At 69.1% G+C, this 25,600-nt stretch carries 25 protein-coding genes and 2 pseudogenes; 11 read left to right on the forward strand and 16 right to left on the reverse strand.

Features of this window, described 5'->3' with window-relative positions; translation table 11 throughout:
• Nucleotides 1-946: IS481 family transposase (locus D103_RS13535; protein WP_081618355.1), on the reverse strand; the 946-nt coding region annotated here is incomplete at its 3' end.
• Between the two features lie 82 nt (nucleotides 947-1,028).
• Here D103_RS13535 and D103_RS14110 point away from each other — a divergent pair.
• The 4 genes and pseudogenes from D103_RS14110 to D103_RS0111615 form a co-directional block, all read left to right on the forward strand.
• A pseudogene (locus tag D103_RS14110) lies at nucleotides 1,029-1,154 on the forward strand (type II toxin-antitoxin system RelE/ParE family toxin); the annotation flags it as partial.
• A gap of 25 nt (nucleotides 1,155-1,179) precedes the next feature.
• A complete protein-coding gene (locus tag D103_RS0111605) occupies nucleotides 1,180-1,479 on the forward strand; it encodes a HigA family addiction module antitoxin (RefSeq protein WP_018867453.1) in 300 nt (99 codons plus the stop codon).
• Between the two features lie 63 nt (nucleotides 1,480-1,542).
• Nucleotides 1,543-3,405 (forward strand): SLC13 family permease, encoded by a 1,863-nt coding sequence (locus tag D103_RS0111610; protein WP_018876911.1) that lies wholly within the window; start codon nucleotides 1,543-1,545, stop codon nucleotides 3,403-3,405.
• Between the two features lie 78 nt (nucleotides 3,406-3,483).
• Nucleotides 3,484-4,092 (forward strand): Hsp20/alpha crystallin family protein, encoded by a 609-nt coding sequence (locus D103_RS0111615; protein WP_018867455.1) that lies wholly within the window; start codon nucleotides 3,484-3,486, stop codon nucleotides 4,090-4,092.
• Between the two features lie 12 nt (nucleotides 4,093-4,104).
• Here D103_RS0111615 and yccX read toward each other — a convergent pair whose 3' ends face one another.
• Entirely contained in the window at nucleotides 4,105-4,395 is a 291-nt protein-coding gene (gene yccX, locus D103_RS0111620; protein ID WP_018867456.1) for an acylphosphatase, read from the reverse strand.
• Between the two features lie 23 nt (nucleotides 4,396-4,418).
• On the opposite strand from yccX, the gene arsC reads away from it, so the two are divergent.
• From arsC to D103_RS0111635, 3 genes are read left to right on the forward strand one after another with little or no spacing between them, the layout of a single operon-like run.
• Nucleotides 4,419-4,775 (forward strand): arsenate reductase (glutaredoxin), encoded by a 357-nt coding sequence (arsC, locus tag D103_RS0111625; RefSeq protein ID WP_018867457.1) that lies wholly within the window; start codon nucleotides 4,419-4,421, stop codon nucleotides 4,773-4,775.
• Nucleotides 4,772-5,383, forward strand: a complete 612-nt coding sequence (wrbA, locus tag D103_RS0111630; RefSeq protein WP_018867458.1) for an NAD(P)H:quinone oxidoreductase — start codon at nucleotides 4,772-4,774, stop codon at nucleotides 5,381-5,383. The genes arsC and wrbA overlap by 4 nt, the downstream gene beginning before the upstream one ends.
• Nucleotides 5,380-5,736, forward strand: a complete 357-nt coding sequence (locus D103_RS0111635) for a DUF2069 domain-containing protein (protein WP_018876912.1) — start codon at nucleotides 5,380-5,382, stop codon at nucleotides 5,734-5,736. The genes wrbA and D103_RS0111635 overlap by 4 nt, the downstream gene beginning before the upstream one ends.
• A gap of 283 nt (nucleotides 5,737-6,019) precedes the next feature.
• On the opposite strand, the gene hda is transcribed toward D103_RS0111635, so the two are convergent.
• The 4 genes from hda to D103_RS0111655 are packed head-to-tail and all read right to left on the reverse strand — an operon-like array spanning nucleotide 6,020 to nucleotide 9,508.
• Entirely contained in the window at nucleotides 6,020-6,754 is a 735-nt protein-coding gene (gene hda / locus D103_RS0111640; protein WP_018876913.1) for a DnaA regulatory inactivator Hda, read from the reverse strand.
• Complete coding sequence (locus D103_RS0111645) at nucleotides 6,751-7,869, reverse strand: AI-2E family transporter (protein WP_018876914.1); 1,119 nt, start codon at nucleotides 7,867-7,869, stop codon at nucleotides 6,751-6,753. The genes hda and D103_RS0111645 overlap by 4 nt, the downstream gene beginning before the upstream one ends.
• On the reverse strand, nucleotides 7,866-8,456 hold the full coding sequence (locus D103_RS0111650) for a CDP-alcohol phosphatidyltransferase family protein (protein WP_018867462.1): 591 nt from the start codon (nucleotides 8,454-8,456) through the stop codon (nucleotides 7,866-7,868). Before D103_RS0111650 ends, D103_RS0111645 begins: the two co-directional genes overlap by 4 nt.
• A 20-nt stretch (nucleotides 8,457-8,476) precedes the next feature.
• Complete coding sequence (locus tag D103_RS0111655) at nucleotides 8,477-9,508, reverse strand: DUF2066 domain-containing protein (protein WP_018876915.1); 1,032 nt, start codon at nucleotides 9,506-9,508, stop codon at nucleotides 8,477-8,479.
• A gap of 221 nt (nucleotides 9,509-9,729) precedes the next feature.
• Between D103_RS0111655 and purM the strand changes: the two genes are divergently transcribed.
• From purM to D103_RS0111675, 4 genes are read left to right on the forward strand one after another with little or no spacing between them, the layout of a single operon-like run.
• Nucleotides 9,730-10,788 (forward strand): phosphoribosylformylglycinamidine cyclo-ligase, encoded by a 1,059-nt coding sequence (gene purM / locus D103_RS0111660; RefSeq protein ID WP_018876916.1) that lies wholly within the window; start codon nucleotides 9,730-9,732, stop codon nucleotides 10,786-10,788.
• Nucleotides 10,785-11,492, forward strand: a complete 708-nt coding sequence (purN, locus tag D103_RS0111665) for a phosphoribosylglycinamide formyltransferase (RefSeq protein WP_018876917.1) — start codon at nucleotides 10,785-10,787, stop codon at nucleotides 11,490-11,492. The genes purM and purN overlap by 4 nt, the downstream gene beginning before the upstream one ends.
• A gap of 31 nt (nucleotides 11,493-11,523) precedes the next feature.
• On the forward strand, nucleotides 11,524-12,258 hold the full coding sequence (locus tag D103_RS0111670) for a DUF3108 domain-containing protein (RefSeq protein WP_018876918.1): 735 nt from the start codon (nucleotides 11,524-11,526) through the stop codon (nucleotides 12,256-12,258).
• Between the two features lie 5 nt (nucleotides 12,259-12,263).
• On the forward strand, nucleotides 12,264-13,670 hold the full coding sequence (locus D103_RS0111675; RefSeq protein WP_018876919.1) for an NAD(P)/FAD-dependent oxidoreductase: 1,407 nt from the start codon (nucleotides 12,264-12,266) through the stop codon (nucleotides 13,668-13,670).
• Nucleotides 13,671-13,735: 65 nt separating this feature from the next.
• Here the strand turns inward: D103_RS0111675 and D103_RS0111680 are convergent, their stop codons facing one another.
• The 10 genes and pseudogenes from D103_RS0111680 to D103_RS0111730 all read right to left on the reverse strand — a co-directional run bounded on the left by D103_RS0111680 (nucleotide 13,736) and on the right by D103_RS0111730 (nucleotide 25,551).
• Nucleotides 13,736-14,719 carry a GGDEF domain-containing protein gene (locus D103_RS0111680; RefSeq protein WP_018876920.1) on the reverse strand — a complete coding sequence of 328 codons (984 nt, stop codon included), beginning with the start codon at nucleotides 14,717-14,719 and terminating at the stop codon, nucleotides 13,736-13,738.
• A 47-nt stretch (nucleotides 14,720-14,766) separates the two neighbouring features.
• Nucleotides 14,767-15,231, reverse strand: coding sequence for a DsrE family protein (locus tag D103_RS0111685; protein WP_018867469.1), 465 nt, complete (start codon nucleotides 15,229-15,231; stop codon nucleotides 14,767-14,769).
• A gap of 44 nt (nucleotides 15,232-15,275) precedes the next feature.
• Nucleotides 15,276-17,635 (reverse strand): annotated as a pseudogene (locus D103_RS0111690) (putative bifunctional diguanylate cyclase/phosphodiesterase).
• Nucleotides 17,636-17,702: 67 nt separating this feature from the next.
• Nucleotides 17,703-18,131, reverse strand: coding sequence for a rhodanese-like domain-containing protein (locus D103_RS0111700; protein WP_018876923.1), 429 nt, complete (start codon nucleotides 18,129-18,131; stop codon nucleotides 17,703-17,705).
• A 232-nt stretch (nucleotides 18,132-18,363) separates the two neighbouring features.
• Entirely contained in the window at nucleotides 18,364-18,567 is a 204-nt protein-coding gene (locus D103_RS0111705; protein WP_018140642.1) for a cold-shock protein, read from the reverse strand.
• A 367-nt stretch (nucleotides 18,568-18,934) separates the two neighbouring features.
• Nucleotides 18,935-20,851, reverse strand: coding sequence for a M48 family metalloprotease (locus D103_RS0111710; protein ID WP_018876924.1), 1,917 nt, complete (start codon nucleotides 20,849-20,851; stop codon nucleotides 18,935-18,937).
• Nucleotides 20,852-21,325: 474 nt separating this feature from the next.
• Nucleotides 21,326-22,714 carry a metalloprotease PmbA gene (gene pmbA / locus D103_RS0111715; protein WP_026280355.1) on the reverse strand — a complete coding sequence of 463 codons (1,389 nt, stop codon included), beginning with the start codon at nucleotides 22,712-22,714 and terminating at the stop codon, nucleotides 21,326-21,328.
• A 108-nt stretch (nucleotides 22,715-22,822) separates the two neighbouring features.
• On the reverse strand, nucleotides 22,823-23,086 hold the full coding sequence (locus D103_RS0111720) for a hypothetical protein (protein ID WP_018867474.1): 264 nt from the start codon (nucleotides 23,084-23,086) through the stop codon (nucleotides 22,823-22,825).
• A 57-nt stretch (nucleotides 23,087-23,143) separates the two neighbouring features.
• Nucleotides 23,144-24,586, reverse strand: a complete 1,443-nt coding sequence (gene tldD / locus D103_RS0111725) for a metalloprotease TldD (RefSeq protein ID WP_018876926.1) — start codon at nucleotides 24,584-24,586, stop codon at nucleotides 23,144-23,146.
• A gap of 134 nt (nucleotides 24,587-24,720) precedes the next feature.
• On the reverse strand, nucleotides 24,721-25,551 hold the full coding sequence (locus D103_RS0111730) for a carbon-nitrogen hydrolase family protein (protein WP_018867476.1): 831 nt from the start codon (nucleotides 25,549-25,551) through the stop codon (nucleotides 24,721-24,723).
• Nucleotides 25,552-25,600 lie beyond the last annotated feature (49 nt).

Raw genomic sequence — 25,600 nt, forward strand, 5'->3', positions numbered from 1 at the left:
TGTGGAGTCTCACAAGGTTGTCCTCAGGTAGACCGAGGACGCTGATGGGTGGCTGCTTGTTCAGGCTACCGTGTGGGCGGTGCCAGTTGTAGTCGTGGATCCATCGGGGCAGATGGCGTTTGCGCTCCTCTGACGTGGCGTAGGTGAAGGCGTAGGCCCACTCGCGCAGGGCGGTCTGGATAAAGCGCTCGGCCTTGCCATTGGTTCGCGGCGTGTAGGGCCGGGTGCGGCGATGGCGGATGCCCAGTCGGCGGCAGGCCTGGCTGAACGCCCGGGCGTGGTAGCAGGGTCCGTTGTCGGTCAGGACCCGTCGGATGGTGATCCCCAGGGTGGCGTAGTAGCGCACGGCCGCCTCCAGGTGCGCGATCGCATCCTGGGCCCGCTCGGCGGGATGGATCTCGCTGTAGGCGATGCGCGAGCGGTCGTCGATGGCCACATGCACGTACTCGTAGCCCGCTCCGATGGAGTCCTTGGCGCGGACGCCGGTCACGCGGTGGCCCGGGTGACGGAAGCGCGCCAGCTTCTTGATGTCGAGGTGGAGCAGATCGCCGGGGTGTTCGTGTTCGTAGCGCCGGGGTGGCTCGGCCGGCTCCAGTGCGCTCAGGCGGTTCAGGCCCTCGCGCCGCAGGATGCGGCTGACGCTGGCCCTCGAGATCCTTGTGAAGGTCGCGATGCGATCCATGGTCCAGCGCTGGCGCCGCAAGGCGACCACCTGCCGTTGGATCCGTCGGGGGGTTCGCCGCGGCTGGCTCCGCGGCCGGGACGAACGGTCCACAAGTCCGGAACGGCCGGCCTCCTGGAACCGCTGGACCCAGCGCTGCACGGTCTTCGGATCCACGTCAAAGGCGCGGGCCGCTGCACGAAGGCTCAGGCCGTGATCCACGACCAGGCGAGCCATCCGCTCTCGACCGCGGGGACCCATTAAGGCATTTTGATGAAGGTTCACGGGGCGTCCTCCTTGGGAATGGCTCAGTCCGCAAACTCAGCATCCTTCGGAGTCGTCCCGTGGACAACCTATTGAGAGATCACACCTAGAGGCACTGAAAGGCGACCGCGCGGGTCAATACAGCATCAGGATCAACGACCAGTGGCGCATCTGTTTCGAATGGCGAGACGGTCACGCCTACAACGTCGAGATCGTGGATTACCACTGATCCGACGACCACCAGGGAGGCAACGATGACAGCACAGGATATCGAGGCCCCGATCCATCCGGGCCAGCACCTGGCCGAATTCATCGAGGAGGCAGGCATCAGCCAGTACCGCCTGGCGCACGACATCAGCGTGCCCCCCCGCCGAATCAACGAGATCGTGCAGGGCAAGCGCGCGATCACGGCGGATACGGCGCTTCGCCTGGGCCGTTATTTCCGCACCTCGCCCGAGTTCTGGATGAACCTCCAGGATCACTTCGAGCTCGAGCAGGCCCGCCAGTCCCTGGGGCCTCGGCTTGAACAAGAAGTACATCCGCGCGTTGCCTGATTCACGCGGCCCCCTCATCGACTGCCCCGCCGCAACCGATCCCCGCAAACAGGGCCGCTTCTGATGGGGTCGGTCGCCTTTACCCTGGAGATGGGGATCGTGTTCGGCCTACTAGGGCTGACGATCCTGCTGTTCGTGACGGAGGTGATCCGGATCGACCTGGCGGCGCTGAGCGTGCTGTTCCTGCTCGGCATGGTCGCGCTGGTGCCGGGGGTGGCGCCGATCGTCGAGGGCGAGGCACTGTTTTCCGGCTTTGCCTCGAACGCGGTGATCGCGATCATCGCGGTGATGATCATCGGCAAGGGGCTGGACCGCTCCGGGGTCATGAACCGCCTCGCGGACCTGATCCTGCGCTTTGGCGGGCAGACCGAGCGCCGCGTGATGGCCACCACCTCGGGGGCCGTGGGCATCATCACGAGCTTCATGCAGAACATCGGGGCCGCCGCATTGTTCATGCCGGTGATCAACCGCATCGGGGCCGCCGCGCGCATCCCGCGCTCGCGCTTGCTGATGCCGATGGGCTTTGCCGCGATCGTCGGCGGCACCCTGACGCTGGTGGCCTCCAGCCCGCTGATCCTGCTCAACGACCTGTTGCCCGGCGAGGTCGAGGGCTTCGGGCTGTTCGACGTCACCCCGATCGGACTCGCCCTGCTGGGTACGCTGATCCTCTACTTCGCGCTGTTCGGACGCTGGGTCCTGCCGGCCCGCGATCCCCAGACCGAGGACCCGGACGAGAGCCGGGTGCAGACGACCTCGGCCTGGTTCCGCGATGTCTACGGCATGGATTTCGGCGTGCGCGAAGCACGCCTGGACGAGGACAGCTCCCTGGCCGGAATGCGTGTGGGCGATTTCGAGGCGGCCTTCGGGGTACACGTCGTGGGCGTCACCACGGGCGACGAGACCCGCATCGAACCCAACCGGGACGTGGAGCTGGAGCGCGGAGCACACCTCGCCATCCTCGGACCGGTCACCACCATCGAGACGACCTGCGACCACACCGGCACCGTGCTGAAGGACGAACTGGACGTGTTCGCCCGCGCCCTGTCCGCCCGCCACGGCGGCATCGCGGAGGTGATCATCCCGCCCGGCTCCGAGCTGATCGGACAGACCGTGCGCGACAAGGGCATGCGCCGCAGCTACGGCATCTCGGTGCTGCGCATCCAGCGCGGCGATGACCTGATCGTCGACGAGGTCCCGGATACCCCGCTGAAGGCCGGCGACACCCTGGTCGTGCACACGCCCTGGGAGAACCTGCAGGCGCTGGAGGACGACCGCGACTTCGTCGTGGTCACCAGCCGCTATCCGCGACGCAAGCAGGAGGCCTCAAAGACCCACCGGCCACTGGCCGCGCTCGGCTCCCTGGCGCTGGGGCTGGGACTGGTGCTGTTCACTGACCTGCCGCTGGCACTGGCCCTGCTGGGCGGGGCCCTGGGGATGATCTTCACCGGCGTGATCACGATGGACGAGGCCTATCGCGGCATCAGCTGGAAGACCGTCTTCCTGCTCGCCTCGCTGATCCCGCTGGGGCTGGCGGTGGAGAACTCCGGCGCCGGTGAGTGGATCGCGACCAACGGCATGCAGCAACTGGAAGGGATGCCGGTCTGGGTGCTGCAGGTCGCGGTGTTCCTGCTGACCACCTTCTTCACGCTGGTGATGTCCAACGTCGGGGCAACGGTTCTGCTGGTCCCGCTGGCGGTCAGCTTCGCGAGCGTCGCCCAGGGCATGGGGATCGACGCCGACCCGCGGGTGTTCGCGCTGATCGTCGCGATCGCCGCATCCAACTCCTTCATCCTGCCCACCCACCAGGTCAATGCCCTGATCATGGATCCCGGCGGGTACCGCGTGGCCGACTACCTGCGCGCCGGCGCCGGTGTGACACTGCTGTTCATGGTCGTCTCGCTGCTCGTCATCAACCTGCTCTTCTGAGGGAAACACTGAGCCCCGTTCAGGGCCGGTACAGGCTACTCGGACAGACTCGGCTACAAACCCACACGGAAATCGCGCATGCCCGCAACGCTTCGTCTGTACCCGGTCCTGGCAGCCCTGGCGCTGCTGCTGGCCGCCTGCAGCCCGCGGATCTACGGGGTAAGCGAGGAACAATGGGACGCCATGGGCGAGGCCGAACGGGTCGAGGCCATCCGCGCCTGGGAATCGGTGCAGAAGGCCCGCGAGGCCCGGCTGCAGGCCGAAGCCGAGCAGGAGGCGGCACGGGCAGCCGAACGCGCCGAGCGGGTCGCGGCCATCCGCAGTGGCCAGGCCGGCCTGCCCGGAGACCTGATCCGCGTCAGTCTCAGCGGCGGCACGCTGCGGATCGGCGGTCGCGAACGCGCGCTGGAGCCAACGGCCTTTACCCTCGCCAGTGGCGAGAGCCGCAGCATCGAAGTACACGCCGAGCGCTACCGCAGTGAGCTCGAGGTCGCCTATGAAGACGGCCTCTTGCTGATCGACCTGCCGCGCCATTCGCGCACCGGGGCGGCCCGCCTCGCCTGGGACGGCGCCTGGATGCAGGGGGCCGAGACCCGCATCCGGTCGGAAGGTCCGCACCGGCTGCGCGACGTGCGTGCCTTCGTCCAGGTCATTCCGCCACCGGGTCGCCCGCTGCGGCGCTACTGAGGCACCGCCGAGTCAGCCCGTGGAGAACTCGCGCGGCGCCGGCTCCGGGGGTTCCAGCTCCTCGGCCTCCACCGCATCCACCCGCGCCATGCGCGGCCCGTCGGCCAGCCACTCCTCCAGCGTGTCCAGCGCCCTGCGCGGGCCCACGGCCAGCACCTCGACGCTGCCGTCCGGCTCATTACGGGCATAACCGGTCAACCCGAGCCGCCGGGCCTCGTCGCGGGTAGAGGCGCGGAAGAACACCCCCTGCACCTGACCGCTGACACGCCAGCGGCGGGCATGGTTATCATTGGCCTCCGTCATTTTTCGTCCTCCGGAGTGGATTCATGTCCGATGCCCCTACGCTGTACCACAACCCGCGCTGCAGCAAGTCGCGCGCGACCCTGGCACTGCTGCGCGAGCAGGGCGTGGAGCCGCAGATTGTCGAATATCTGAAGACGCCGCCGGATGCCGCCACCCTGCGCGCCATCGTCGACCGGCTGGGCATCGCCCCGCGCGATCTCCTGCGCACCGGCGAGGCGGAGTACCGCGAACTGGGCCTGAAGGATGCCGAGCTGGACGACGAGGCGCTGATCCAGACCATGGTGCAGCACCCGAAACTGATCGAACGCCCGATCCTGGTCATGGGTGACCGCGCCCGCATCGGGCGCCCGCCCGAGCAGGTGCTGGAGATCCTGTCATGAGCGCGGCCCCCGAGGTCCTGGTGCTGTACTACAGCCGCTACGGCGCGACCGCCGAGCTGGCCCGTCACGTCGCCAGCGGCGTGGAGCGGGCCGGCGCCGTCGCCCGCGTGCGCACTGTGCCGCCGGTGAGCACCAACATCACCGGCGAGGCGCCGGCGGTTCCCGCCGACGGCCCGCCCTACGCGGAGACCCGCGACCTGGAGGAATGCGCCGGGCTGGTCATGGGCTCGCCCACGCGCTTCGGCAACATGGCCGCGCCGCTGAAGCACTTCCTCGACGGCACCAGCGGCCTGTGGGCCAGCGGCGGCCTGGTCGATCGCCCGTTCGGGCTGTTCACCAGCACCGCCACCCAGCACGGCGGGCAGGAAACCACCCTGCTGACCATGGCCCTGCCCCTGATCCACCAGGGGATGCTCTGGGTCGGCGTGCCCTACACCGTGCCGGAACTGAGCACCACGACCTCCGGGGGCTCGCCCTACGGCGCCAGCCATGTCGCCGGTGGCCAGGGCGAGCACCCGGTGACCCGCGAGGAGCAGCGCATCGCCACGGCCCTGGGCGAGCGGGTCGGGCGGATCACGCGCCGCCTGCAGAACGGGGAATCGGCATGATCCTCGCGGCGCGCGCGCTGGCGCTGGTCGCCTATCTGGCCCTGATCGGCCTGATCCTGGTCTGGACCACCTGGATCGACCAGCCGGAGATCGTGCCGGTCTCGTTGGCGCTGGTGACCCTGGTCCTGCCGCTGCTGTTCCCGCTGCGCGGGATGCTGCACGGGCGCCGCTACACCCACGCCTGGTCCAGCCTGCTGGCGCTGGCCTACGTGACCCTGGGGATCACGCTGGCCGCGGCGGCCGACGCGCGCCTGTACGGGCTGCTGATGACCGCCGCCAGCCTCGCCTGGTTCGCCGGCTGCCTGCTCTACGTCAAACTCGACGCCCGCCGCGCTCGCAAGCTTACTTCCTGATTTTCACCACGAAGCGCACGAAGACACGAAGAAGGTCAAAACCCGTTCACAGGAAGACGGGAAGGCTGGAAGAGGGCATTTTGTTTACAGGAGGTTGCGGGAAAGTCCTTTCCGGTGCGCAATGTACCCACGCTTCGGCCGGAGCGAGGCGCCCAGCCAGCATCCCCGGGCCGAGGACCGCCTCCCGGTACGCCCCATCCAGAATCTTCCGTCCTTCCCGTCTTCCTGTTAAACGCCCTTGACCTGGCCCTTCTTCGTGCCTTCGTGTGCTTCGTGGTGAAGATCAGGAACGCGCGAGCTGGTCGCGGACGAAGGGGATGGTCAAGCGCCGCTGTTCGGCCAGGGCGGCCAGGTCCAGGCGGTCCAGCAGGGCCAGCAGGGCCACCAGATCACGGCGGTAGTGGCGCAGCAGGTAGTCGGCCACCGCCTCCGGCAGCTCCAGCCCGCGCAGTGCGGCGCGCTGGGCGAGGATGCGCTTGAGGTCGTCTTCCTCCGGTGCCTGCATCCGGAACACCGGCCCCCACGCCAGGCGCGAGGTCAGGTCCGGCAGGCGACTGCCCAGCCCGTCCGGCGCATGGGTCGCCGCCAGCAGTACCCGGCAGCCGCTGTCGCGCAGGCGGTTCAGCAGCCCGAACAGGGCTTCGTCCCAGTCGCCCTGCCCGACCACCTCGTCGAGATCGTCCAGTGCCACCAGGCGGGCACCCTCCAGGCCGTCCAGCACCGCCAGCGGCGGGGCGGATGCGACCTCGCCCAGCGGCAGGTAGGACACCGGATCGCCGCGTTCGTGGCTCTGATGGCAGGCCGCCTGCAGCAGGTGGGTCTTGCCGACGCCGGACGGCCCGTGCAGCAGGATCTGTGGCTCGCTCATGCCAACCCCGACGGCCAGCGCCTCGACGGCATCCCGGGCGAGCGGATTGCCGCCGGGATAGAAGCCGGCAAAGCGCGACGTATCCCGCAGGCGCAGGTCCAGCGGCAGCTGGCGCTGCGGGGCAGCCTCGCGACCCTGGCCGGCACTCATTCCCCGGGACCTCCCGGCTCCGAGGGCGCTTCCCCGGCATTCAGGCGCCGGTAGTGCACCAGCAGGTGGCGCACGCCGACAGCCAGCACCGCCGCCACCGGCAGCGCCAGCAGCACGCCGAAAAAGCCGAACAGCTGTCCGCCGGCCAGCACGGCAAAGATCACCGCGACCGGATGCAGCCCGGTGCGGTCGCCCACCAGCCAGGGCGTCAGCACCATGGACTCCAGCACCTGGGCCACGGCGAAGATCGCCAGCACGATCAGCAGCAGGGTCCAGCCGTCGCCCTGCACCAGCGCGGCGGCGCTGGCCAGCAGCACACCGACGATCACTCCAACATAGGGGATAAAGCTGACCAGCCCCGCGATCAGGCCAATCGCCAGCCCCATCTCGACCCCGGCCACGGTCAGGGTGACCGCATAGAACAGGCCCAGCGCCAGCATCACCAGCATCTGTCCGCGCAGAAAGGCCCCCAGCGTTTCGTCCGACTCCGCAGCGAAGGTCATCACCGCCGAACGCCAGGCCCGCGGCAGCAGGTCGCGCAATCCGTCCAGCAGGCGCGGCCAGTCGCGCAGCAGATAGAAACTCACCACCGGGATGAGCACCAGGTTCAATACCCCCAGCACCAGCGCGCCGGTGGAGCTGCCGATCCACTGCAGTACACCCCCGGCCAGCCCGCCGGCCTCGCGCCAGTGCTCGGTGACCAGCCCCTGCAGCGCACCGGCGTCCAGCGGCGGCAGGCCGTCCCCGGCCAGTTCCTCCAGCCACGGCCGCACCTGCGCATCGAACCAGCCGAGGATCTGCGGCAGCGCCAGCGTGAGTCGTTCGAACTGGGCGATGGCCAGCGGGATCAGGATCAGGATCAGCGCGGCCAGCCCGAGCATCACCAGCAGGAAGATGACCACCGTGGCCAGGGTGCGCGAACGCCCGGTGCGCACCGCCAGACGTGTCACCAGCGGATTGAACAGATAACCGATCAGCAGCGCCACGACGAAGGGGGTGAGGATTGGCGCGAGCAGGTACAGCGCCCCGCCCAGTACCAGCAATCCGACCAGGGCGGCCAGGGTCGCGGCCGAGACCGGCCCGACGCGCTCGCGCAACTCGACCCCCGTGCTCATGACGCCCTCCCGTTCGCCGCGTCCGACCCGCCCTGGCCGCGCAGGTAACGCCACGCATACAGGCCCCACTGCACGGTATAGGCCAGACCGCTGGCCAGGGTCGTGAAGGCCACGACAATAATCAGCAGCTGCACCCAGATCGGGTCCAGTGCCAGCAGACCGACCTTCACGATGGCCACCAGCACCAGCGCGATCTGCAGGAAGGTGTTCACCTTGCTGATCAGCAACGGCCGAATGGCCAGGGGCCCGACAAACACCCGGTACAACGCGGAGCCAAGGGTCAGCCAGACATCCCGCCCCACCACCAGCAACAGCAGCCAGAGGGGCAGCAGTCCGGACAGGGTCACGGCCACATAGATCCCCAGCATCAGCAGCTTGTCCGCCGCCGGATCCAGCCAGGCACCCAGCGGCGTATGCCAGCCGTAACGCCGGACCAGCCAGCCGTCCAGGGCGTCACTCAGTCCGGCGATTGCCAGCAGCACCACCGCCACCAGGTAGTGCTCCAGCGCCAGCAGCACGACAATCGGCGGGATCAGCAGGATCCGGCCGATCGTGACGGCATTGGGGATCTGGTGGCGGGGCAGCATCCGGTTCGCCGCGACAGCAATCAGCGCCGATCAAGCCAGGCATCGGCCTCGGGTGCCGCATCCGGCGCTTCGGCCCGGGCAAAGCCGGAGCCGCGCAGCAGGTCGACCAGGTCATCGCGATCAAGGCCGGTGCGCACCTGCAGCACCACGCTGTCGCCGGCCAGCGCATCCAGACGCGCCGCCTCCACCGCCTGCAGCCGCGCCAATTCCGCGCGCAGGCGCTCGAAGGCCGCAAAGCCCTGGATCCCGGCAAACCCCAGGCGCAGCCATTCCGGCTCGGCCGCGACCCGTGCCAGGGGCTCGGCCACCCGGTCCAGCGCCCGCGCCACCGCCTCGCGGGCCGCCACTGCGGGGCTGTCCCCACTGGCGGAACTGCGGTATTCACGGGTGTCGTGCACCGCGACCACCCGCGCCTCGGCCCCGCTCGCGGTCTCGCGCACGTGCAGCAGCAGAACCCCGTCGGCCTCGTATCGGCGCGCGGCCGCAACCAGCGGCTCGCTCACACCGCCCACGATATCGGAGGGCTGGGCGGACCGGCGATCCTCCAGATCGCCGAGCGGGAACAGCAACGGCATGTCCCGGGCCTCGGCCAGCTCGTCCAGCGCCGCGAGGATCCCCGGGCCGTCCACCGCATCCCCGAGCAGGTCACGCTGCCCGCCGGCATCATGTACGGCCCATACCAGCAGCGCCGGACGCTCGCCCAGCAAGGCCGGCACACCCGCGTCTCGCAACGCGGTGCGCAGACGAAACGGGTCGAACTCCAGGCGGTAGCGGTCCTCTTCGAGCTGTTGCCGCCGCTCCAGCGCCGCGATCCAGCCCTCGTCGTCGCGGCCTTCGAGCAGTTCACCCGCCAGATCCAGCACCGGGCCCGAACGCAGCCCCGCCAGCCTTACCAGCGCCTGTTCCAGCCCCTGCTCCAGGGCCCGGGCCTCGTCCTCGGCGGTGACCGTCACCACCAGCGCGTCATCGGCGGCCCCGGCCGGGGTCAGCACCAGGAAAAGGAGGCCCAGCAGTAAGGCCAGGCGGGAATGCGCTCGAGGATGCAGGGGCATGGTCATGATCGGTTGTTCGACAGGCGCCACAAAATACCACAGGCATGCGCCCCGGCATCGCCGGAGAAGGCTCGCCAGCGCCGCCCGTTCGCACCCGACTTCTTCGCCGCGAAACGCTTCCCGGCTTTGCACCCCCGCACCCGGCTCGCTACCATGCCGGGTTCTGCGAGACCGCCGCAGCGCGCGGCCTCCACCCGCGCTCATTCAACATCGGGGAACCCATGTCCGAATCCCGTTCAGGCCTGACCTACCGCGAGGCCGGTGTCGACATCGAGGCCGGCGCCGAGCTGGTCGAACGTATCAAGCCGCATGCGGCGCGCACCCGACGCCCCGGCGTGATGGCCGGCCTGGGTGGCTTCGGGGCCCTGTTCGAACTGCCGATGGATCGCTACCGGCAGCCGGTCCTGGTATCCGGCACGGACGGCGTCGGTACCAAGCTGCGCCTGGCGCAGGAGACCGGCCGGCATGACCGCATCGGCATCGACCTGGTCGCGATGTGCGTCAACGACATCGTCGTCCAAGGGGCCGAACCGCTGTTCTTCCTTGACTACTACGCCACCGGCCATCTGGACGTGGACATCGCCGCGGACGTGGTGACCGGCATCGCCGAGGGCTGCGAACAGGCGGGCTGCGCCCTGATCGGTGGCGAGACCGCCGAGATGCCCGGGATGTACCAGGGCGAGGACTACGACGTGGCCGGCTTCGCTGTCGGCATCGCCGAGAAGGACGCCCTGATCGACGGCAGCCGAGTCGCCGCCGGGGATGTCGTCCTCGGCCTGGAGGCCAGCGGCCCTCATTCCAATGGCTACTCCCTGATCCGGCGCGTGCTGGAGCACGCCGGCACGCGCCTCGACGCACCGCTGCCGGGCGCCGACGGCGTCACGCTGGGCGAGGCCCTGATGGCCCCCACCCGGATCTACGTGCGCCCGTTGCTGGAACTGCTGGAGCAGTTCCCGGTGCACGCCATGGCCCACATCACCGGCGGCGGCCTGACCGAGAACCTCCCGCGCGTGCTGCCCGACACCCTGGGCGCACGCATCGACCCCGACAGCTGGGCGCGGCCGCCGGTGTTCGACTGGCTGCAGCAGGCCGGCGACATCGCCGACGAGGAGATGCTGCGCACCTTCAACTGCGGCATCGGCATGACCGTCATCCTCCCCGAGGACCGGGTCGAGGCCGCCAGCACGCAGCTCGCGCGGGCCGGCATCCGCAGCTGGCCGATCGGCGTGATCCGCGAACGCGACGAGTACCAGCCCGGCGTCACCTACGCCGCCGCATGAGCGGACCCGCCGGGCAATCGACCGCGGCCCCGCGCCGCCTGGTCGTCCTGATCTCCGGGCGCGGCAGTAACCTCGGCGCCCTGATCGAGGCCTGCGAACAGGGGCGCATCCCGGGGCGAGTGGTCGGGGTCATCAGCAACCGGCCGGATGCCGGCGGGCTGGAGTTCGCGGAACGCCACGGCATCCCCCACCGCGTGCTGAACCATCGCGACTACCCCTCGCGCGAGGCCTTCGACGCCGACCTGGCCACCGCCATCGAGGACTATGCCCCGGACCTGGTCATCCTGGCCGGCTTCATGCGCATCCTGACCCCCGGTTTTGTGGACCGATTCACCGGCCGCATGCTGAACATTCATCCCTCGCTGCTGCCCAAGTATCGCGGCCTGGACACCCACGCCCGCGCCCTGGCCGATGGCGAGACCGAGCACGGCGCCAGCGTCCACTTTGTCACCCCGGAGCTGGACGGCGGACCGGTGATCATGCAGGCCCGCGTGCCGGTGGCGCCCGACGATACGGCCGACACCCTGGCCGCCCGCGTGCAACGGGCCGAGCACCGGCTGTACCCCGAGGTCGTCCGGCGCGTGTGTTCAGGCGAAATTCAGTGGTGCGGGCGGATCCTGCAAGACGACGGCAGGCCGCTTGAGGCACCGCTGCAACTCGACGAGGACACCCATGAACGTTCAGGCCCCGACGACCGGCGCTAGCCGCGCGATGACCCGGCGTGCTGTTTCCATAATGCTGACCCTGGTGCTGGCCCTGCTGGCCACCCCGGCAGCCGCGGACCGCGACCTGCGCCCGATCCCGCCCTACACCGCCAGCTACGAGGCCAGCGCCATGGGCAATACGCTCAAGGCGCGCATCACCCTCAACCACGAGGACGTGCAGACCCGCATGGCGATGGATGCCCATGTCTCCGGCTTCCTGCGCATCCTCGGCCGCTTCGAGCTGAGCCGCGAGGCCTTGATGAACAGCCGCAACGGCGACCTCCAGCTGGTGCAGTCGCGCAGCCAGCAGATCACCCCGCGCCGCGAGCGCAAGGTCGAGACGCGTTTCGACTGGGAGAGCAACCGCGCGATCGGCACCATCAATAGCGAGCGCTTCGATCTCGAGGTCCCGGAACAGACCCTGGACTTCCTCGGCTCGCTGTACCTGATGATGCAGCGCCTGGAGACCGGCGAACTGGCCGCCGCGGGGGACCGCGAGACCATCCAGGCGCTGGAACGCGACCGCCTGCGCGAATACGAGTTCGAGGTCGTCGGACGCGAGACCATGGACTCCCCGATCGGCCGCGTGGAGACCATCCGCATCGACCGCCGCAGCAAGGACAGCGACGTTGCGCTGTCCGCCTGGTTTGCGCGCGAGCTGCGCCACGTCCCGGTGCGTTTCGACTACGAGGCCGACGGCCGCGTGTTCGAGCTGAACCTCACGCAGCTGGAATGGCACGACCCGATCATTGACCTGACCGAGTAGACACCATGAGCGAGACCTTTGACCTGGCCATCATCGGCAGTGGCCCCGGGGGCTATCGTGCCGCCGTTCTGGGCGCCCTGCGCGGACTGAGCGTCGTCATCATCGAGAAGGGCGACTGGGGTGGCTGCTGCCTCAACCGCGGCTGCGTACCCAAGAAGGACTGGTACCACACCGCCCGCACCGTCGCCGCGCAGCGCCACTTCGAGGGCCGCGGCATCAGCGGCAGCCTCACGGCCGACATGGATCGCGCCTGGGACCACCAGAAGGACGTGGTCACCGAGGTGCGCAACTCCTACCTCGGCTACATGAAGCACCTGAAGATCCAGTACCGCCACGGCACTGCGAGCTTCCGCGACGCCGAGATCCTGGAGGTCGTCACCGACGACGGCACCGAGACCGTCAGCGCCCGCCACACCATCATCGCCACCGGCGCCACCGCCACCGTTCCGGCCCCGTTCACGGCCGAACCCGGGCGCGTACTGACCACCGACATGCTGTTCGACGACAAGCCGCCGGCGGGCGCACGCGTCGCGATCATCGGCTCCGGCGTTGTCGCCACCGAGTTCGCCTGGATCTTCCATCATCTCGGCAAGCAGGTGACCTGGCTGTCGCGCTCCAAGCCGCTGTCCAACCAGAAGTTCAGCCCGCAGGCACTGGGCACGCTGAAGGAACAGCTGGCCGCGGACGGCATCGAGCCGGTGCGGGTCAAGGGCTACGAAAGCGTCGAGACCTCGGATGACGGCGTCACCATCACCGACAGCGAAGGCAACAGCTTCGAGGTCGACTGGGTCCTGCTCGGCACCGGACGCACCCCGCACACCGAGGGCCTGAACCTCGACGCCATCGGGGTGAAGACCGACGCCCGCGGCTTCGTGAAGCGCCGCCCCACGCTGCAGACCGATGTCGACACTATCTACGCCATCGGCGATGTCGCGAGCGAATGGCAGACCGCCAACCACGCCCTGGCGGACGCCACCATCGCGGTGGAGAACATCCAGAACGGCAATACCCGCGAACAGGACGAGCGCTTCGTGCCAATCGCGATCTACTCCGCGGTGGAGATGGCCCGCCTTGGCATGGACGAGGACGACGCCGAGGACGAGGAACTGGAACCGGCGGTCGGCTTCGCCGCCTTCGAGACCTCCCCGCGCGCGCTGGGCCAGGACGAGCCCGAGGGCTTCGTCCGCCTGATCGGCGACATGGACACCGGCGCCCTGCTGGGCGGCGAGGTCATCGGCAGTGATGCCGGCGAGCTGATCCACATCCTGTCTCTGGCCCCCGACCGCGACACCGCGCTGGCCTGGATCGCCCAGGGCCAGTGGAACCACCCGGCCCGCGCCGAGGAGTTCCTCAACGCCACCGAGACCCTCGCCTCCAAGTGGAACCTCAAGTCCGAGATCTTCGGCCTCTGAACCACCGGCCCGTGTGCGGCCGGCAGGACCGCCGCCGCGGGTGATCCGGGGGGCCGGGCCGGGCTCTACTTTGCCTTGCGGGCGCGCTTGGCCGCGAGGACCTCGGCGTCGGCGCGTTGTACGAGCATCTCGAGCTGCGTATCGGCGGCCTCGAAACCGGCGACCCCAAGGCTCAGGGCCACACCCGCGTCCTCCTGCACCTGAGTACGCAGGCGCTCGCCCATCTGGCGCGCGGCCGCGAGGGGCGTATCGGGGAGGAGCAGCACGAACTCATCCCCGCCATAGCGGGCAAACAGGTCATTCGCGCGCAGGGTCGTCTGCACGCTCGCCGCTACCTTTCTCAACACGGCGTCGCCCGCCGCGTGACCGTCCTGGTCGTTGATGCTCTTGAAGCCGTCGAGGTCGAACATGAGCAGGGACAAGGCGCCACCATGCCGTCGCGCGCGTTCCATCTCGCGCTCGGCCCCCGCCTGGAAATGCCGGCGGTTGCCCACCCCCGTAAGGGTATCGCTCGAGGCGAGCGCCTCCAGTTGCCGGTTCGCCTCCTGGAGCTGCTGGTTCACCGCGTTCAGGGCCCGTGTGCGCTCGTCGACCACGGCCTCGAGGTCGCGGTTGTAGCGCTCCAGGCTCGCGCGCGCCAGCCGCAGCTCGGTGACATTCTGGGAGACCCCGAACAGGTGCGTGATGGCCCCGTTCGGGTCGTGTACGGGCACCAGCAGGGTCAGCCAGTGCCCCTCGCGTTCCTGGCCACGGGCATCGTGAAAGGTCGCGTGTTCCTCGTAGCGCAGAGGGGCATCCTGGCGCAGACACTCGCGGTAGTGCGCCACCACCTCCTCCGCGACCGACCAGGGCAGGAAGTCGTGCAGGCGCTTGCCGCTGCAGTCCTGCCCAAACAGTTCCGTCATCTTCGGGTTGGCCGCCTCGACCAGGAAGTCCGGCCCCTCGACCCGGATCAGGAACATGTTCTCCGGGAAGTACTCCCAGATCTCCACCAGCAGGCCCGCCTGCTCGATGGCTTCCAGAAATCCCGGTTGCTGGCGGTCCGTCATGCGTTCGATCCCTCTGGGTCCGGGTTGCGTGCCCGGCAGCCCCGGGCTCAGCGCATGTAACCGTAGCCGTCCTGTTGCTGCAAGCGCACGATCTCGGCATCGGCCATCGGGACCACGCTGGCGAAGCCGTGGAAGTCCTCCGGTCCATAGCCACGGCGGGCGGCGCCGGCCTGGCAGATTCGGTACTCGATGACGCCATTCAGCGTGAGCCCGCGGGCGCGGGTCATCAGGGTTTCATGTTCGGCAAAGTGTTCACGCGCGAACAGGTCCAGTGCGTCCCCGTGGATGACCAGCACGATGTGACTGTCGAACGGATCGTCACCCGTCATGCGGCTCAGGTAGGCGGCGTGATCCAGCACGTCCTCCAGGGCCTCCGGGGTACCGGCCGTCACATCATAGACGGCCTTCAGGCCCGCATAGTCCTGCTCCACCGGCGCGGCGCTTCCCCAGGGTGCCGGGGTCTCCTCCGCGTGAACCAGGGCGGCCGGAACGGCCAGGAGCCCAATCCACAATCCGGCAAGCACCCGCGACCGCCACCTGCCCTGCCGTATCCGAATCATTCCTGCTCTCCTTGGGTATCAATCGTCCCGTGATCGGCGGCGTCCGTTCCGGCCGCAACCAGTGCCTCGAAATCGGCCACCGGCATCGCGTGGTGGTACAGATAGCCCTGGAAACGATGGCAGCCGTGGCGCACCAGGAAGTCCCGCTGGGCCTCGTTCTCGACCCCCTCCGCGATCAGGCTGAGCCCCATGTTGTGGGCAATGGCGGCGATGGTCGCGACGATATTGGCGTCATCGGCGTCGTGTTCGATGTCCTGGACAAAGGAACGGTCGATCTTCAGCACGTCCAGCGGCAGGCGCTTGAGGTAGCCAAGGGACGAGTAGCCGGTCCCGAAGTCGTCCAGCGCCAGGGCGACGCCCCGGGCCCGCAGGGCCTCCAGGTTGGCAATCAGGGGCTGCGAGGCATCCGCCATCACGCTCTCGGTAACCTCGATATGCAGCCGCTGCGCGGCGGCCCCGGTCTCGTCCAGGATGGCGGTCACCTCCTCCATGAGCCGGGGCTGGCGCAAATGATGCGGGGACAGGTTCACCGAGATCGGCAGCCTGTCCAGAACCGGGCGCCCCTGCCAGGCCCGCAGGGTGTGGCAGGCCTGCTGCAGCGCCAGGCGCCCGACCTCGAGGATCTGGCCGGTGTGTTCGGCCACGGGGATGAATTCACCGGGCGAGATCCAGCTGCCATCGGGCTGCGGCCAGCGCATCAGGGCCTCCGCCCCGAGGATCCGCCCCTCCGGGTCGACCTGGGGCTGCAGGTGGATCACCAGTTCCTCGCCCTGCAGGGCCCGGCGCAGCTTGCGCTCGAGTTCCGCCTCGCGCAGCAGCGTGCGCTGCATGGCGGGATCATAGAAGCGCACCCCGTTGCGCCCCTGCTGCTTGGCCTGGTACATCGCGAAATCGGCCTGCTTGAGCAGCTCCTCCGGGGTGTCAAAGCCACGCGGGAACAGCGTGATGCCGATGCTCCCGGACATCACGTGCTCGATATCGTCGATGCGCACCGGCTCGCGCATGGCCTTCAGCAACTCGCCCGCGATGCGCTGGGCGTCCGCGCCGGCCTGCGAGCGATCCGGGCTCAGCTCCTCCAGCAGAGCCACGAATTCGTCCCCGCCCAGGCGGGCCACGATATCCTGATCGCGCAGGCGCGCGGTAAACCGCTGCGCGAGGGCCTGCAGCAGGCGGTCGCCGGCGGAATGGCCGCAGGTGTCGTTGAGCGTCTTGAAGTTGTCCAGGTCGATCAGCAGCAGTGCCGCGTGGCGCCGGGTGCGGTTGACCGTGTGGATGGCGTGCTCCAGGTGCTCCAGCAGCAGCCGCCGGTTCGGCAGGTCGGTGAGGGCATCACGAAAGGCCAGCCGGGCATTCTCTTCCTCGATCTCCACGATATGCCCCAGGCGGCCGGCCATGGTCCGGGTCACCTCCTGCAGGCGGGCGATCTCGGCCACGCGCGAGTCGGCTTGCAGATCGGTCTCGAAGTCCCCGTGACCGATCCGGTCGAGCGTGTCCATGGCCCGCCGCATCGGGCGCAGGGTGCGCCCCAGCCACCGGTACAGCCCGCCGGCAATCAGCACGAGCATCCCGAAGGCGGCGACGTAGGTCGTGGCATTGATCAGGTTCTGGGTCGCCACCGATTCGGTCAGATCCCGCGCCAGGACCACCGTGGCCGTCGCCTCTTCGCCACCAAACGGGACCAGCGGCAGGTAGACCAGCTGGGAATGCCGGCCATCTGCGTCAACGCGGCTGGCCGCCGCCTGCTGGTGCAGTCGCTCGCCCGGCGCGAGCGCCATCAAGAACGGCGCGGTCAGCGCCAGCGGCCCGCGCTCATCCAGCAGCGCGGCGCGCCCCCCGATGGCTTCGGCCATGGACTCGAGCGCGGAGGTCGACAGGTCGCGCAACTGCACGACTGCACCGATCGGATTGCCCCCCGATACACCGGGATCGCCAGCCCGGCATAGACCCGCTCCCCGGGTACATGATGCAGCCCCTCGTGGAAGCGCCCGTCCTCCAGCGCCGCGCGCGCCAGCGGGACGCGTTCGCCGTGGTTGTCCGCGGAGTCGTAGCGCACGCCCCCCTGGGCATCGACGACCACGATCCGGTCCGCGATACCCCCGGCGCGCAGCCGGTTGTACAGGGGGTCGGCATAGGTCCGGATGCCGGCATCGTCGCGCAGCGCGCCGATCAGCGCCTCGTTGCGGGTCACGGCCGTCGCCTCGGCGCGCATCCGCTGCCATTCGTTCGCCAGCGTCTGGCGCCAGGCGGCCGACTGGCCCTCCACGTCCAGCCGGTCCAGGCGCTGCTCGGCCTGACCCACGGCGAGATGAGTGCCGGTGGCCAGCGTCACGCCCAGCACCAGGAGCCCGGCGAACATGACCCCGGCCAGGATCGTCTGGAGCCGGATTCGCCGCCCGGTGGGTGCGCCTGCAGACACCACGCGATTATTCAAACGGATAGCCCGAACGGATCCACTCCGGGAAGCCGCCGGGGAAGTAGTAGAGGTTCGTAAAGCCCCATTCCAGGGCGCGGCGGGTGGCCGCCTCGGTACGCCAGCAGTCCCGCTCGTTGCAGTACATCACCAGCGGTGCGTCGACATCGCCGATGAACTCCAGCAGGTTCTCGCGGGTGAAGCGATTCCGCTCGTCGTCCCGGTCGCGCATGATGGTCAGATTGCGCGCCTCGGGCACCCGCCCCGCCTCGTAGTCCGCACGCAACCGGGTGTCGACAAACGGCACCCCCGCGCGGAACAGCCCCCAGGCCTCGGCGGCCTCGATGGTCTGACTCCCCGGGATCATCTCCGGCGCGCGGTAGGGCCCCTGGGCCGCCGCCTGCTGCGCGAATAACAGCAGGCACAGGACCACCAGCCCCACCCGGACGAGCGATCCGCGGCGGGGCCGGAAAAGGGCCTGGTGAAATACAGCATTCATGCGCGAACGGTAGCACGGTCCGCGTCCCGAACCACGCGAAAATGCGGCCGTTTCGGGGCAGATCCGTGCAGGCACGGCCCGCATCAGCCCTCCCCCGCGCACCCGGCCCCACACGAAAAAGCCCCGCACAAGGCGGGGCTCTTCAACAACCTGGCGCTTGCGCGCCGGGGTTGTCTTACTGCGCTTCGACGTTCGCGGCAGCCGGACCCTTCTGGCCCTGCTCGACGTCGAACGAGACGCTCTGGCCTTCGGCCAGGGACTTGAAGCCACTACCCTGGATGGCGCTGTGATGGACGAACACGTCCTTGGAGCCATCAGTCGGGGTAATAAAGCCAAAGCCTTTTTCGTCGGAGAACCACTTCACTGTACCTGTAGCCATTTCGGTTACCTCTGTTTTGTACGTACTGGATTGGGATTTCGAGGGGGGAGAGACTGGAGGGCAACCGAACGACGGTGAAGATTGATCGTGATTCTCTGCGGCCCCAACCGGGACCGGAACTGCGAATCTGAACGCCCCTTGCGGGGTGTCGCCTGGTGCTGCATGGAGCCTGTTACCGTTACCTCGCGGCCATTGTCCGCCCAAACCGCGGTGCATTGATAGTGTTTTTTCGGGTTTTCTCGAGCGCCAGCCAGAAACCCCTTTGGGATCCGTGACTTGCCATCGAATTTATTTTTCGGTTCGCACACGGGCCAGACCGTCCCCGCGGCAACCGAGCGCAAAACCCGCGATTCTGCCCGCATCGCGTTCAGACGCCGCCCTCGCCGGTCGGCTGGGATCCAGCCCAGTCGTCCACGGCCAGCGGCAACGGGACATGCAGCGCGGCCGCCATCACCCGCATCAGTTCGACCTCGGCGGTCACCACCTGCCCGCCATGGCTCGCGGTGGTGACCATGGCCTGGATCAGCTGGTCCTTGTCGCGCATGCGCAGGCCATCCAGTTGCTCCAGCACACGGTCCAGCACACTGGCCCAGGCGCGGGTCCCGGAGGGACCGGTCAGGGCCTCCGGGAGCTCGACTGTCAGCGGCAGGGCGCCGGTCAGGACACCCACGCCGGCCGTCAGCGCCGCGCGCGCCGCGGCCGGATCGGCCGCGTGACCGTGATGGGCAAGCACCGCCAGCAGGAAATGCGCGCCCTCCTGGTGGTCCTCCAGGGCAGCGTGGCGCGGCCGGGACGCGGCGGCCGGGTCCTGAATGTCCCCGAGCTGCCGGTCAAGAAGACGCCCCAGCGCGTATTCGAAGACCGCCACTCGCCCGTCGGCATGGATCAGGCGATCGACCAAGGACCGCAGGCGTGCCCTGTCGTCCGCGTCCAGGCGCCGCAGGGCCGGGAATCCGAGCTCCAGCAAGGGCAGGCGCAGATCGTCCCGCAGCTCGGGTTCCGCTGTCTGCAGGCGGCGCACGGCCTCCTGGAGGTCACCACCCAGCGCCTCGCCAATCAGCGCCAGCTGCCGTTCGCGTACCTCCGGGTCCGGGTTCAGGATCAGATACAGCACCACCTCGATCGCCCGCGCCTCCGAGCGCGCGGCCCAGGCCAGCGGCCCCGGGATGGCGGCCAGCAGCATCCCCGCCCCCAGGATGTGGGTCAGGGCCGGATGGCCGCCCAGGGCGTCCTCCACGGCCTCCGCCCCGGGCAGACGCCCCTCGCGCTCGCGCTGCATGCCGTCCACCGCGCGCTCGCGCGCCCGTTCGCGCACGCGGGCATTGAGCCGCTCGCGCAGGCCCTTGAGCTCCTCCGGATCGAATTGCGGCTGCAGGATGCGTACACGCTCCAGCAGCGGCGGATGGGTCTCGAAGAGCTGCCCGATCGCGTCGCTGGCAAACAGCATATGGGTGATCTCCTCGGTATTGCCGTTGAGACCGGCATAGCGCGCCGCCACCTTCTTCAGGGCACCGGCCAGGCCGTCCGGCTCGCGGGTAAACTGCACCGCGTGGGCATCCGCCAGGTATTCGCGCTGGCGCGAGATGCCCGCGCGGATCCAGCGCGCCAGCGCCAACCCCGCATAGCCGACCACGATCAGCGTGACACTGAGCACCCCGACCCCGGTATCCGCGACATCCCCCTTGTGGCGGCGGCGCCGGCGCGCCAGCCCGCCCTGGCCCAGCAGCGCCAGGACCTCGATGCCGTAGAGGATGCCGATCAGGCGCATGTTGAGGCGCATGTCGCCATTGAGGATATGTCCGAACTCGTGCGCGACCACCCCCTTCAGCTCGGCCCGCTCCAGGCTGTCCAGGGCGCCGCGGGTGACCGCGATCACCGCGTCATTCGGGGCAAACCCGGCCGCGAAGGCGTTGATGCCCAGGTCCTGTTCCAGCACGTAGACCTCGGGCACCGGCATCCCGGAGGCAATCGCCATCTCCTCGACCACGTTGCGCAGCCGCTGCCACTGGGGGTCGGCGGGGTTGCCCGCGATGCGCACGCCGCCCATCTCCTGCGCGATCAGGCCGCCACCCCCGGCCCGCAGCTGCCAGGCCCGGTACAGGCTCGCGAGCACGATCAGCCCCGCCGTGATCCCCATGGTCCAGGCGATCGCCGCACCGCTGCCGCCCAGGAGCCAGACCGCAATGCCCAGCACTCCGACAACCGCCAGCACCGCCAGGGCGAACAGAACCAGCAACCAGCGGGTCCTGCGCTGCACCTGGTCCTGCTGTTCGAAAAAGTTCATGGCTGTCCCTCGCCCGCGCTAGGGAGACACTGATTGAATCGCACGTCCGCGCTCGAGTCACTTTTGCGTGCGTTTAATGCGCGGTGACTGCCGTGCAGTCATTCTGCACAAGGGATCCGCAACGCCGTGCGCGCGCCCGTTTTCGATCAACAACGGGCGGCCGAGCCCGCTCTTTCAATCACTTGTCGGGTTGGTGCCCCCTGTTCCCCGATCCTCCGTTGCGCCCCAATCCATCAGAAACGGGCGGGTAGAACCACTACCCGCTGCACGACGCGCCTTGTCTCGGAGCGCTTTGTTTCGAAAAACTGGGGGGCACCAACGCGGACGTGCGATTCAATCAGCGTCTCCCTAGGCCGCCGCCTCGCGGGGTCGGGCGGTCACGGCCATGCAGCCACACGACGAGCGTAGCAGCGTGGAGGGTACCGGGGAATGCGCCGCGCACGCCCACTGCCGGGCGCGCGCCGCGAGGGCGGCTCAGTCGCCGGCGACGGTCATCGACTCGATCAGGATGGAGCCGGTGTGGATGTTGCCGCGGCGGTCGACATCGGTGCCCACGGCCGCCATGCGCCGGAACATGTCCTTCAGGTTGCCGGCGATGGTGATCTCCTCCACCGGGTACTGCAGCTCGCCGTTCTCGACCCAGAACCCGGCAGCCCCGCGGGAGTAGTCGCCGGTCACCATGTTCACGCCCTGCCCGATCAGCTCGGTCACCAGGAAGCCGGTACCCATCTCGGACAGCAGGGCGTCAAAGTCCTTGTCCCCCGGGGCCACGGTCACATTGCGCGCGCCACCGGCGTTGCCGGTAGTCTCCAGCCCCAGCCGACGCGCAGCGTAACTGTCCAGGGTATAGCTCTGCAGGACGCCATCGGCGATCAGCGGCCGGTTGCGGGTGCGCACCCCCTCGCCGTCGAAGGGTGCGCTGCCCAGCGCGCGCGGGGTCAGCGGGCGTTCCTCGATCTGCATCCAGGCGGGGAACACGGTCTCGCCCACGGCATTCAACAGGAACGAACTTTCGCGGTACTGGGCCGGCCCGGAGATCGCGCGGGTGAAGCTGCCGATCAGGGTGCGCGCCATCTCCGGCGCGAACAGCACCGGGCAGGTGCGGGTGGAGAGCTTGCGCCCGCCCAGCCGGCGCACGGTGCGCTCGGCCGCCTCGCGCCCGATCGCCTCGGCGGCGGTCAGGTCGCCCGCGTGGCGGGCCACGGTGTAGGCATAGTCGCGCTGCATGCCGGCCGCGTCGCGCGCCACCAGGGCGCAGGACAGCGAGTGCCGGGTACTGCGATAGCCCCCCATGAAGCCCTGGCTGTCGCCGAGAAAGGCCATGGCGCGCCGCGTACTGACGCTGGCGCCCTCGGAGTTCTCGATCCGGTCGTCGGCCGCGAAGCCCGCGGCCTCGATCGCGCGGGCCAGTTCGGTCGCCTCGGTGGCGCTGCAGCCCCAGGGGTGGTCAAGGTCGAGGTCCTCCCAGTCGCTCGCCTTGAACGCGGGGTCCGGCATCCCGGCATACGGATCCGGCTCGGTGTAGCGGGCGATGCGGCAGGCGGCCTCGACGGTGTCGATCAGGGCCTGGTCGCTGAAGTCCGTGGTGGAGGCCGCCCCCTTGGACTGGCCGAAGTAGACGATCAGCGACAGGCTCTGGTCGCGCTCGTGCTCCAGGCTCTCGATCTCCCCCTTGCGCACACCCAGCTCCAGCCCGACGCTGTGGCTGACCACCGCCTGGGCGTCCGAGGCCCCGCGCTCGCGCGCCGCCTCCAGCGTGCGCTGGACCCGTGCCTGGAGGGATTCCGGCGAATGGGACAGGGCCTGGACCTCGCCGTCCTGGGACAGGGATTCCGGGCTCACGCGTTCGGGAGATGTACTCATGCAGGGTTCCGCTATAAAGGGACGAGTCGGGGATATCCGTCAGGGATACAGAAACAGGGAAGCGGCCCCGGGCCATTCAGCCCGGAACCGCATGCGGTGCCGGGCGATCTAGTCGACCCGGGCGCCGTGCTTGTGGACCGCGCCGGCGTTGCCCCAGCGCTCAAGGTCGTCGACATGCACGCCGACCCAGTACAGCATGCCGACGCTGTCCCGGGTCCAGCCGCCGACCAGGTCCTGGCCCTCGCCCAGCTCGACGTGGTGGGCAAACTGCTCGGCCTTGTCGCGCGCGCGGAACACATGCCACTGCACGATCTGGTCGTGGCCATGCCCTTCCGGCAGGGAACGTTCCTGTTCGAGGAAATCGAGATTCATCTGTTGCCTCCTTGTCCTTGTCGCCGTTTCGACGCCGATTCTCCGGTCCCGCAGCGCTCACGCCGCCTGGGTACCGCCCACGGTCATGCCATCGATCCGCAGCGTGGGCTGACCCACGCCAACCGGCACGCCCTGGCCCTCCTTGCCGCAGGTCCCGATACCGGAATCGAGCTTCATGTCGTTGCCGATCATCGATACCCGCGTCAGCACATCCGGGCCATTCCCGATCAGGGTCGCACCCTTGACCGGGTACGTCACCTTGCCCTTCTCCACCCGATAGGCCTCGGAGGCGGAGAACACGAACTTGCCGGAGGTGATGTCCACCTGGCCGCCGCCGAAATTGACTGCGTACAGGCCGTCGTCCACCGAGGCCAGGATCTCCTCCGGGTCGGCGTCGCCGCCGAGCATGTAGGTATTGGTCATGCGCGGCATCGGCAGCCGGGCATAGGACTCGCGGCGGCCGTTGCCGGTGGAGCGCGTGCCCATCAGGCGGGCGTTCATCTCGTCCTGCATGTAGCCGCGCAGTACGCCGTCTTCGATGAGCACGGTCTGCTGGGTGGGGTTGCCCTCGTCGTCGACGTTCAGCGAGCCGCGCCGCCCCTCCAGGGTGCCGTCATCGACGATGGTGATGCCCTTCGCCGCGACCTGCTCGCCGACGCGCCCGGAGAACGCCGAGGTGCCCTTGCGGTTGAAGTCGCCCTCCAGCCCGTGGCCGATCGCCTCGTGCAGCAGCACGCCCGGCCAGCCGGGGCCGAGCACCACCTTCATGGTCCCGGCCGGGGCCTCGCGCGCCTCCAGGTTGACCAGCGCCTGGCGCACGGCCTCGCGGGCATAGCCGGCGGCCCGGTCCGACTCGCGGAAGTACTGGTAGCCGAAGCGTCCGCCGCCGCCCGAGGTCCCGGATTCGCGACGCCCTCCCTGTTCGACGATGACCTGCACGTTCAGGCGCACCAGCGGGCGCACGTCGGTCGTCAGCTCGCCGCGGGCATTGAGAACCAGCACGACCTCGTGCACCCCGGCCAGGGAACACATCACCTGGGTGACGCGCGAATCCTCGGCGCGGGCCACGGCATCCACCTCCTTCAGGAGGTCGATCTTGGTCTGTTCGTCCAGCGAATCCAGCGGGTTGTCGGGGGCGTACAGCGCCGGGCGCGACGGCGACCGCGAGGCCACGGCGATGCGCCCGCTCTGACCGGCGCTCGCGATGCTGCGCGCGGTCTTCGCGGCCTCCAGCATGGCCGGCATCGCGATATCGTCGGAATAGGCGAACCCGGTCTGCTCGCCACGCACCACGCGGATGCCGACCCCGCGCTCGATATTGAAGCTGGCGGACTTCACGATGCCATCCTCCAGCGACCACCCCTCCTGGCTGGCGAACTGGAAGTAGCAGTCGCCCCCGTCGATGTCGTGACCGAAGGTGGTACCCAGAAGGGTGCTCAGCTCGCTGTCGCCGAGACCGGCGGGGTCGAGCAGGGTCTGTTGCGCAAGACGGTCGATCATGCAGTCCTCTCGGGTTCGGAGATCGGCTGCCCCGCCGCACTCGCAGGCGGGGCAGCACTTGTCGGTTCAGTATGGAGCTTGGGGCACCGCCCGCGCTTTCAAGCGCGCCGGCGTTGCGGGTTTATGTCGCCGGATCAGGTGGTCCCGGGGCACGGCAGGCGGCGATGCTCCACGGCCGGGAAGCTGTTGCGGATGCGTGCGGCCTGGGCCCGGTCCAGATCGGCCAGCAGCACGCCCGGGTTGCGCTGGAGCTGGCCGACGATCCGGCCCCACGGATCCACCAGGGCGCTGTGGCCATAGGTTTCGCGGCCGTTCACATGGAACCCGCCCTGAGCCGCCGACAGCATGTAGCACTGGTTCTCGATGGCGCGCGCCCGCAGCAGCACGTCCCAGTGCGCCTGCCCCGTCTGCGCCGTGAAGGCCGCCGGCAGGGCGACCCATTCCGCCCCCTGATCCAGCAGGGCCCGGAACAGCTCGGGGAAGCGCAGGTCGTAGCAGATCGCCAGGCCCATGCGGCCGGCCGGCGTATCCACGACCACCACCTGGTCGCCGCGCTCGAAGACCTTCGATTCGGTATAGGCCTCGCTGCTGTCCGGCAGGCGCACGTCGAACAGGTGGATCTTGTCGTAGCGCGCCACCTGCTGCCCCTGATCGTCGAACACCAGGCAGGCGGACCGCACCCGGTCGCCACCCGCGGTCTGCAGCGGGATGGTCCCGCCGACAATCCACAGCCCGAGGCGCCGGGCCTGCTCGGCGAGAAAGGCCTGCAGCGGACCGGCCCCGTCGGCGACCTCGGCGATGCCGAGGACATCGGTCTCCTGCATGCCCATGAAGGCGAAGTTCTCCGGCAACACCGCCAGGCGCGCGCCCTTGTCGGCCGCCTCCTGCAGCAGTCGCTTGGCCTCCAGGAGGTTCGCCTGGGGCTGGGGTCCGGAGGCCATCTGGATGGCCGCTACCTGAGTCATGTTGCTCCGCTTGTCCGTTGCGAGACCGGTCGGGGCGCCACTGCCCGCG

Origin of the sequence: Thioalkalivibrio sp. ALE31 (assembly GCF_000377405.1) — a bacterium.
Classification (GTDB): Bacteria; Pseudomonadota; Gammaproteobacteria; order Ectothiorhodospirales; family Ectothiorhodospiraceae; genus Thioalkalivibrio.

Excerpts from the sequence above, each read along its gene's own strand:
- yccX (WP_018867456.1), bottom strand. The coding sequence starts at position 4,395 with ATGACGGAGGCCAATGATAACCATGCCCGCCGCTGGCGTGTCAGCGGT.
- D103_RS0111650 (WP_018867462.1), bottom strand. The coding sequence starts at position 8,456 with ATGCTGCCCCGCCACCAGATCCCCAATGCCGTCACGATCGGCCGGATC.
- wrbA (WP_018867458.1), top strand. The coding sequence starts at position 4,772 with ATGAGCGCGGCCCCCGAGGTCCTGGTGCTGTACTACAGCCGCTACGGC.
- hda (WP_018876913.1), bottom strand. The coding sequence starts at position 6,754 with ATGAGTGCCGGCCAGGGTCGCGAGGCTGCCCCGCAGCGCCAGCTGCCG.
- D103_RS0111645 (WP_018876914.1), bottom strand. The coding sequence starts at position 7,869 with ATGAGCACGGGGGTCGAGTTGCGCGAGCGCGTCGGGCCGGTCTCGGCC.
- D103_RS0111635 (WP_018876912.1), top strand. The coding sequence starts at position 5,380 with ATGATCCTCGCGGCGCGCGCGCTGGCGCTGGTCGCCTATCTGGCCCTG.
- D103_RS0111675 (WP_018876919.1), top strand. The coding sequence starts at position 12,264 with ATGAGCGAGACCTTTGACCTGGCCATCATCGGCAGTGGCCCCGGGGGC.
- D103_RS0111720 (WP_018867474.1), bottom strand. The coding sequence starts at position 23,086 with ATGAATCTCGATTTCCTCGAACAGGAACGTTCCCTGCCGGAAGGGCAT.
- D103_RS0111610 (WP_018876911.1), top strand. The coding sequence starts at position 1,543 with ATGGGGTCGGTCGCCTTTACCCTGGAGATGGGGATCGTGTTCGGCCTA.
- D103_RS0111730 (WP_018867476.1), bottom strand. The coding sequence starts at position 25,551 with ATGACTCAGGTAGCGGCCATCCAGATGGCCTCCGGACCCCAGCCCCAG.
- D103_RS0111655 (WP_018876915.1), bottom strand. The coding sequence starts at position 9,508 with ATGCCCCTGCATCCTCGAGCGCATTCCCGCCTGGCCTTACTGCTGGGC.
- purN (WP_018876917.1), top strand. The coding sequence starts at position 10,785 with ATGAGCGGACCCGCCGGGCAATCGACCGCGGCCCCGCGCCGCCTGGTC.
- tldD (WP_018876926.1), bottom strand. The coding sequence starts at position 24,586 with ATGATCGACCGTCTTGCGCAACAGACCCTGCTCGACCCCGCCGGTCTC.
- D103_RS0111710 (WP_018876924.1), bottom strand. The coding sequence starts at position 20,851 with ATGAACTTTTTCGAACAGCAGGACCAGGTGCAGCGCAGGACCCGCTGG.
- arsC (WP_018867457.1), top strand. The coding sequence starts at position 4,419 with ATGTCCGATGCCCCTACGCTGTACCACAACCCGCGCTGCAGCAAGTCG.
- D103_RS0111705 (WP_018140642.1), bottom strand. The coding sequence starts at position 18,567 with ATGGCTACAGGTACAGTGAAGTGGTTCTCCGACGAAAAAGGCTTTGGC.
- D103_RS0111680 (WP_018876920.1), bottom strand. The coding sequence starts at position 14,719 with ATGACGGACCGCCAGCAACCGGGATTTCTGGAAGCCATCGAGCAGGCG.
- D103_RS0111605 (WP_018867453.1), top strand. The coding sequence starts at position 1,180 with ATGACAGCACAGGATATCGAGGCCCCGATCCATCCGGGCCAGCACCTG.
- purM (WP_018876916.1), top strand. The coding sequence starts at position 9,730 with ATGTCCGAATCCCGTTCAGGCCTGACCTACCGCGAGGCCGGTGTCGAC.
- D103_RS0111615 (WP_018867455.1), top strand. The coding sequence starts at position 3,484 with ATGCCCGCAACGCTTCGTCTGTACCCGGTCCTGGCAGCCCTGGCGCTG.
- D103_RS0111670 (WP_018876918.1), top strand. The coding sequence starts at position 11,524 with ATGCTGACCCTGGTGCTGGCCCTGCTGGCCACCCCGGCAGCCGCGGAC.
- pmbA (WP_026280355.1), bottom strand. The coding sequence starts at position 22,714 with ATGAGTACATCTCCCGAACGCGTGAGCCCGGAATCCCTGTCCCAGGAC.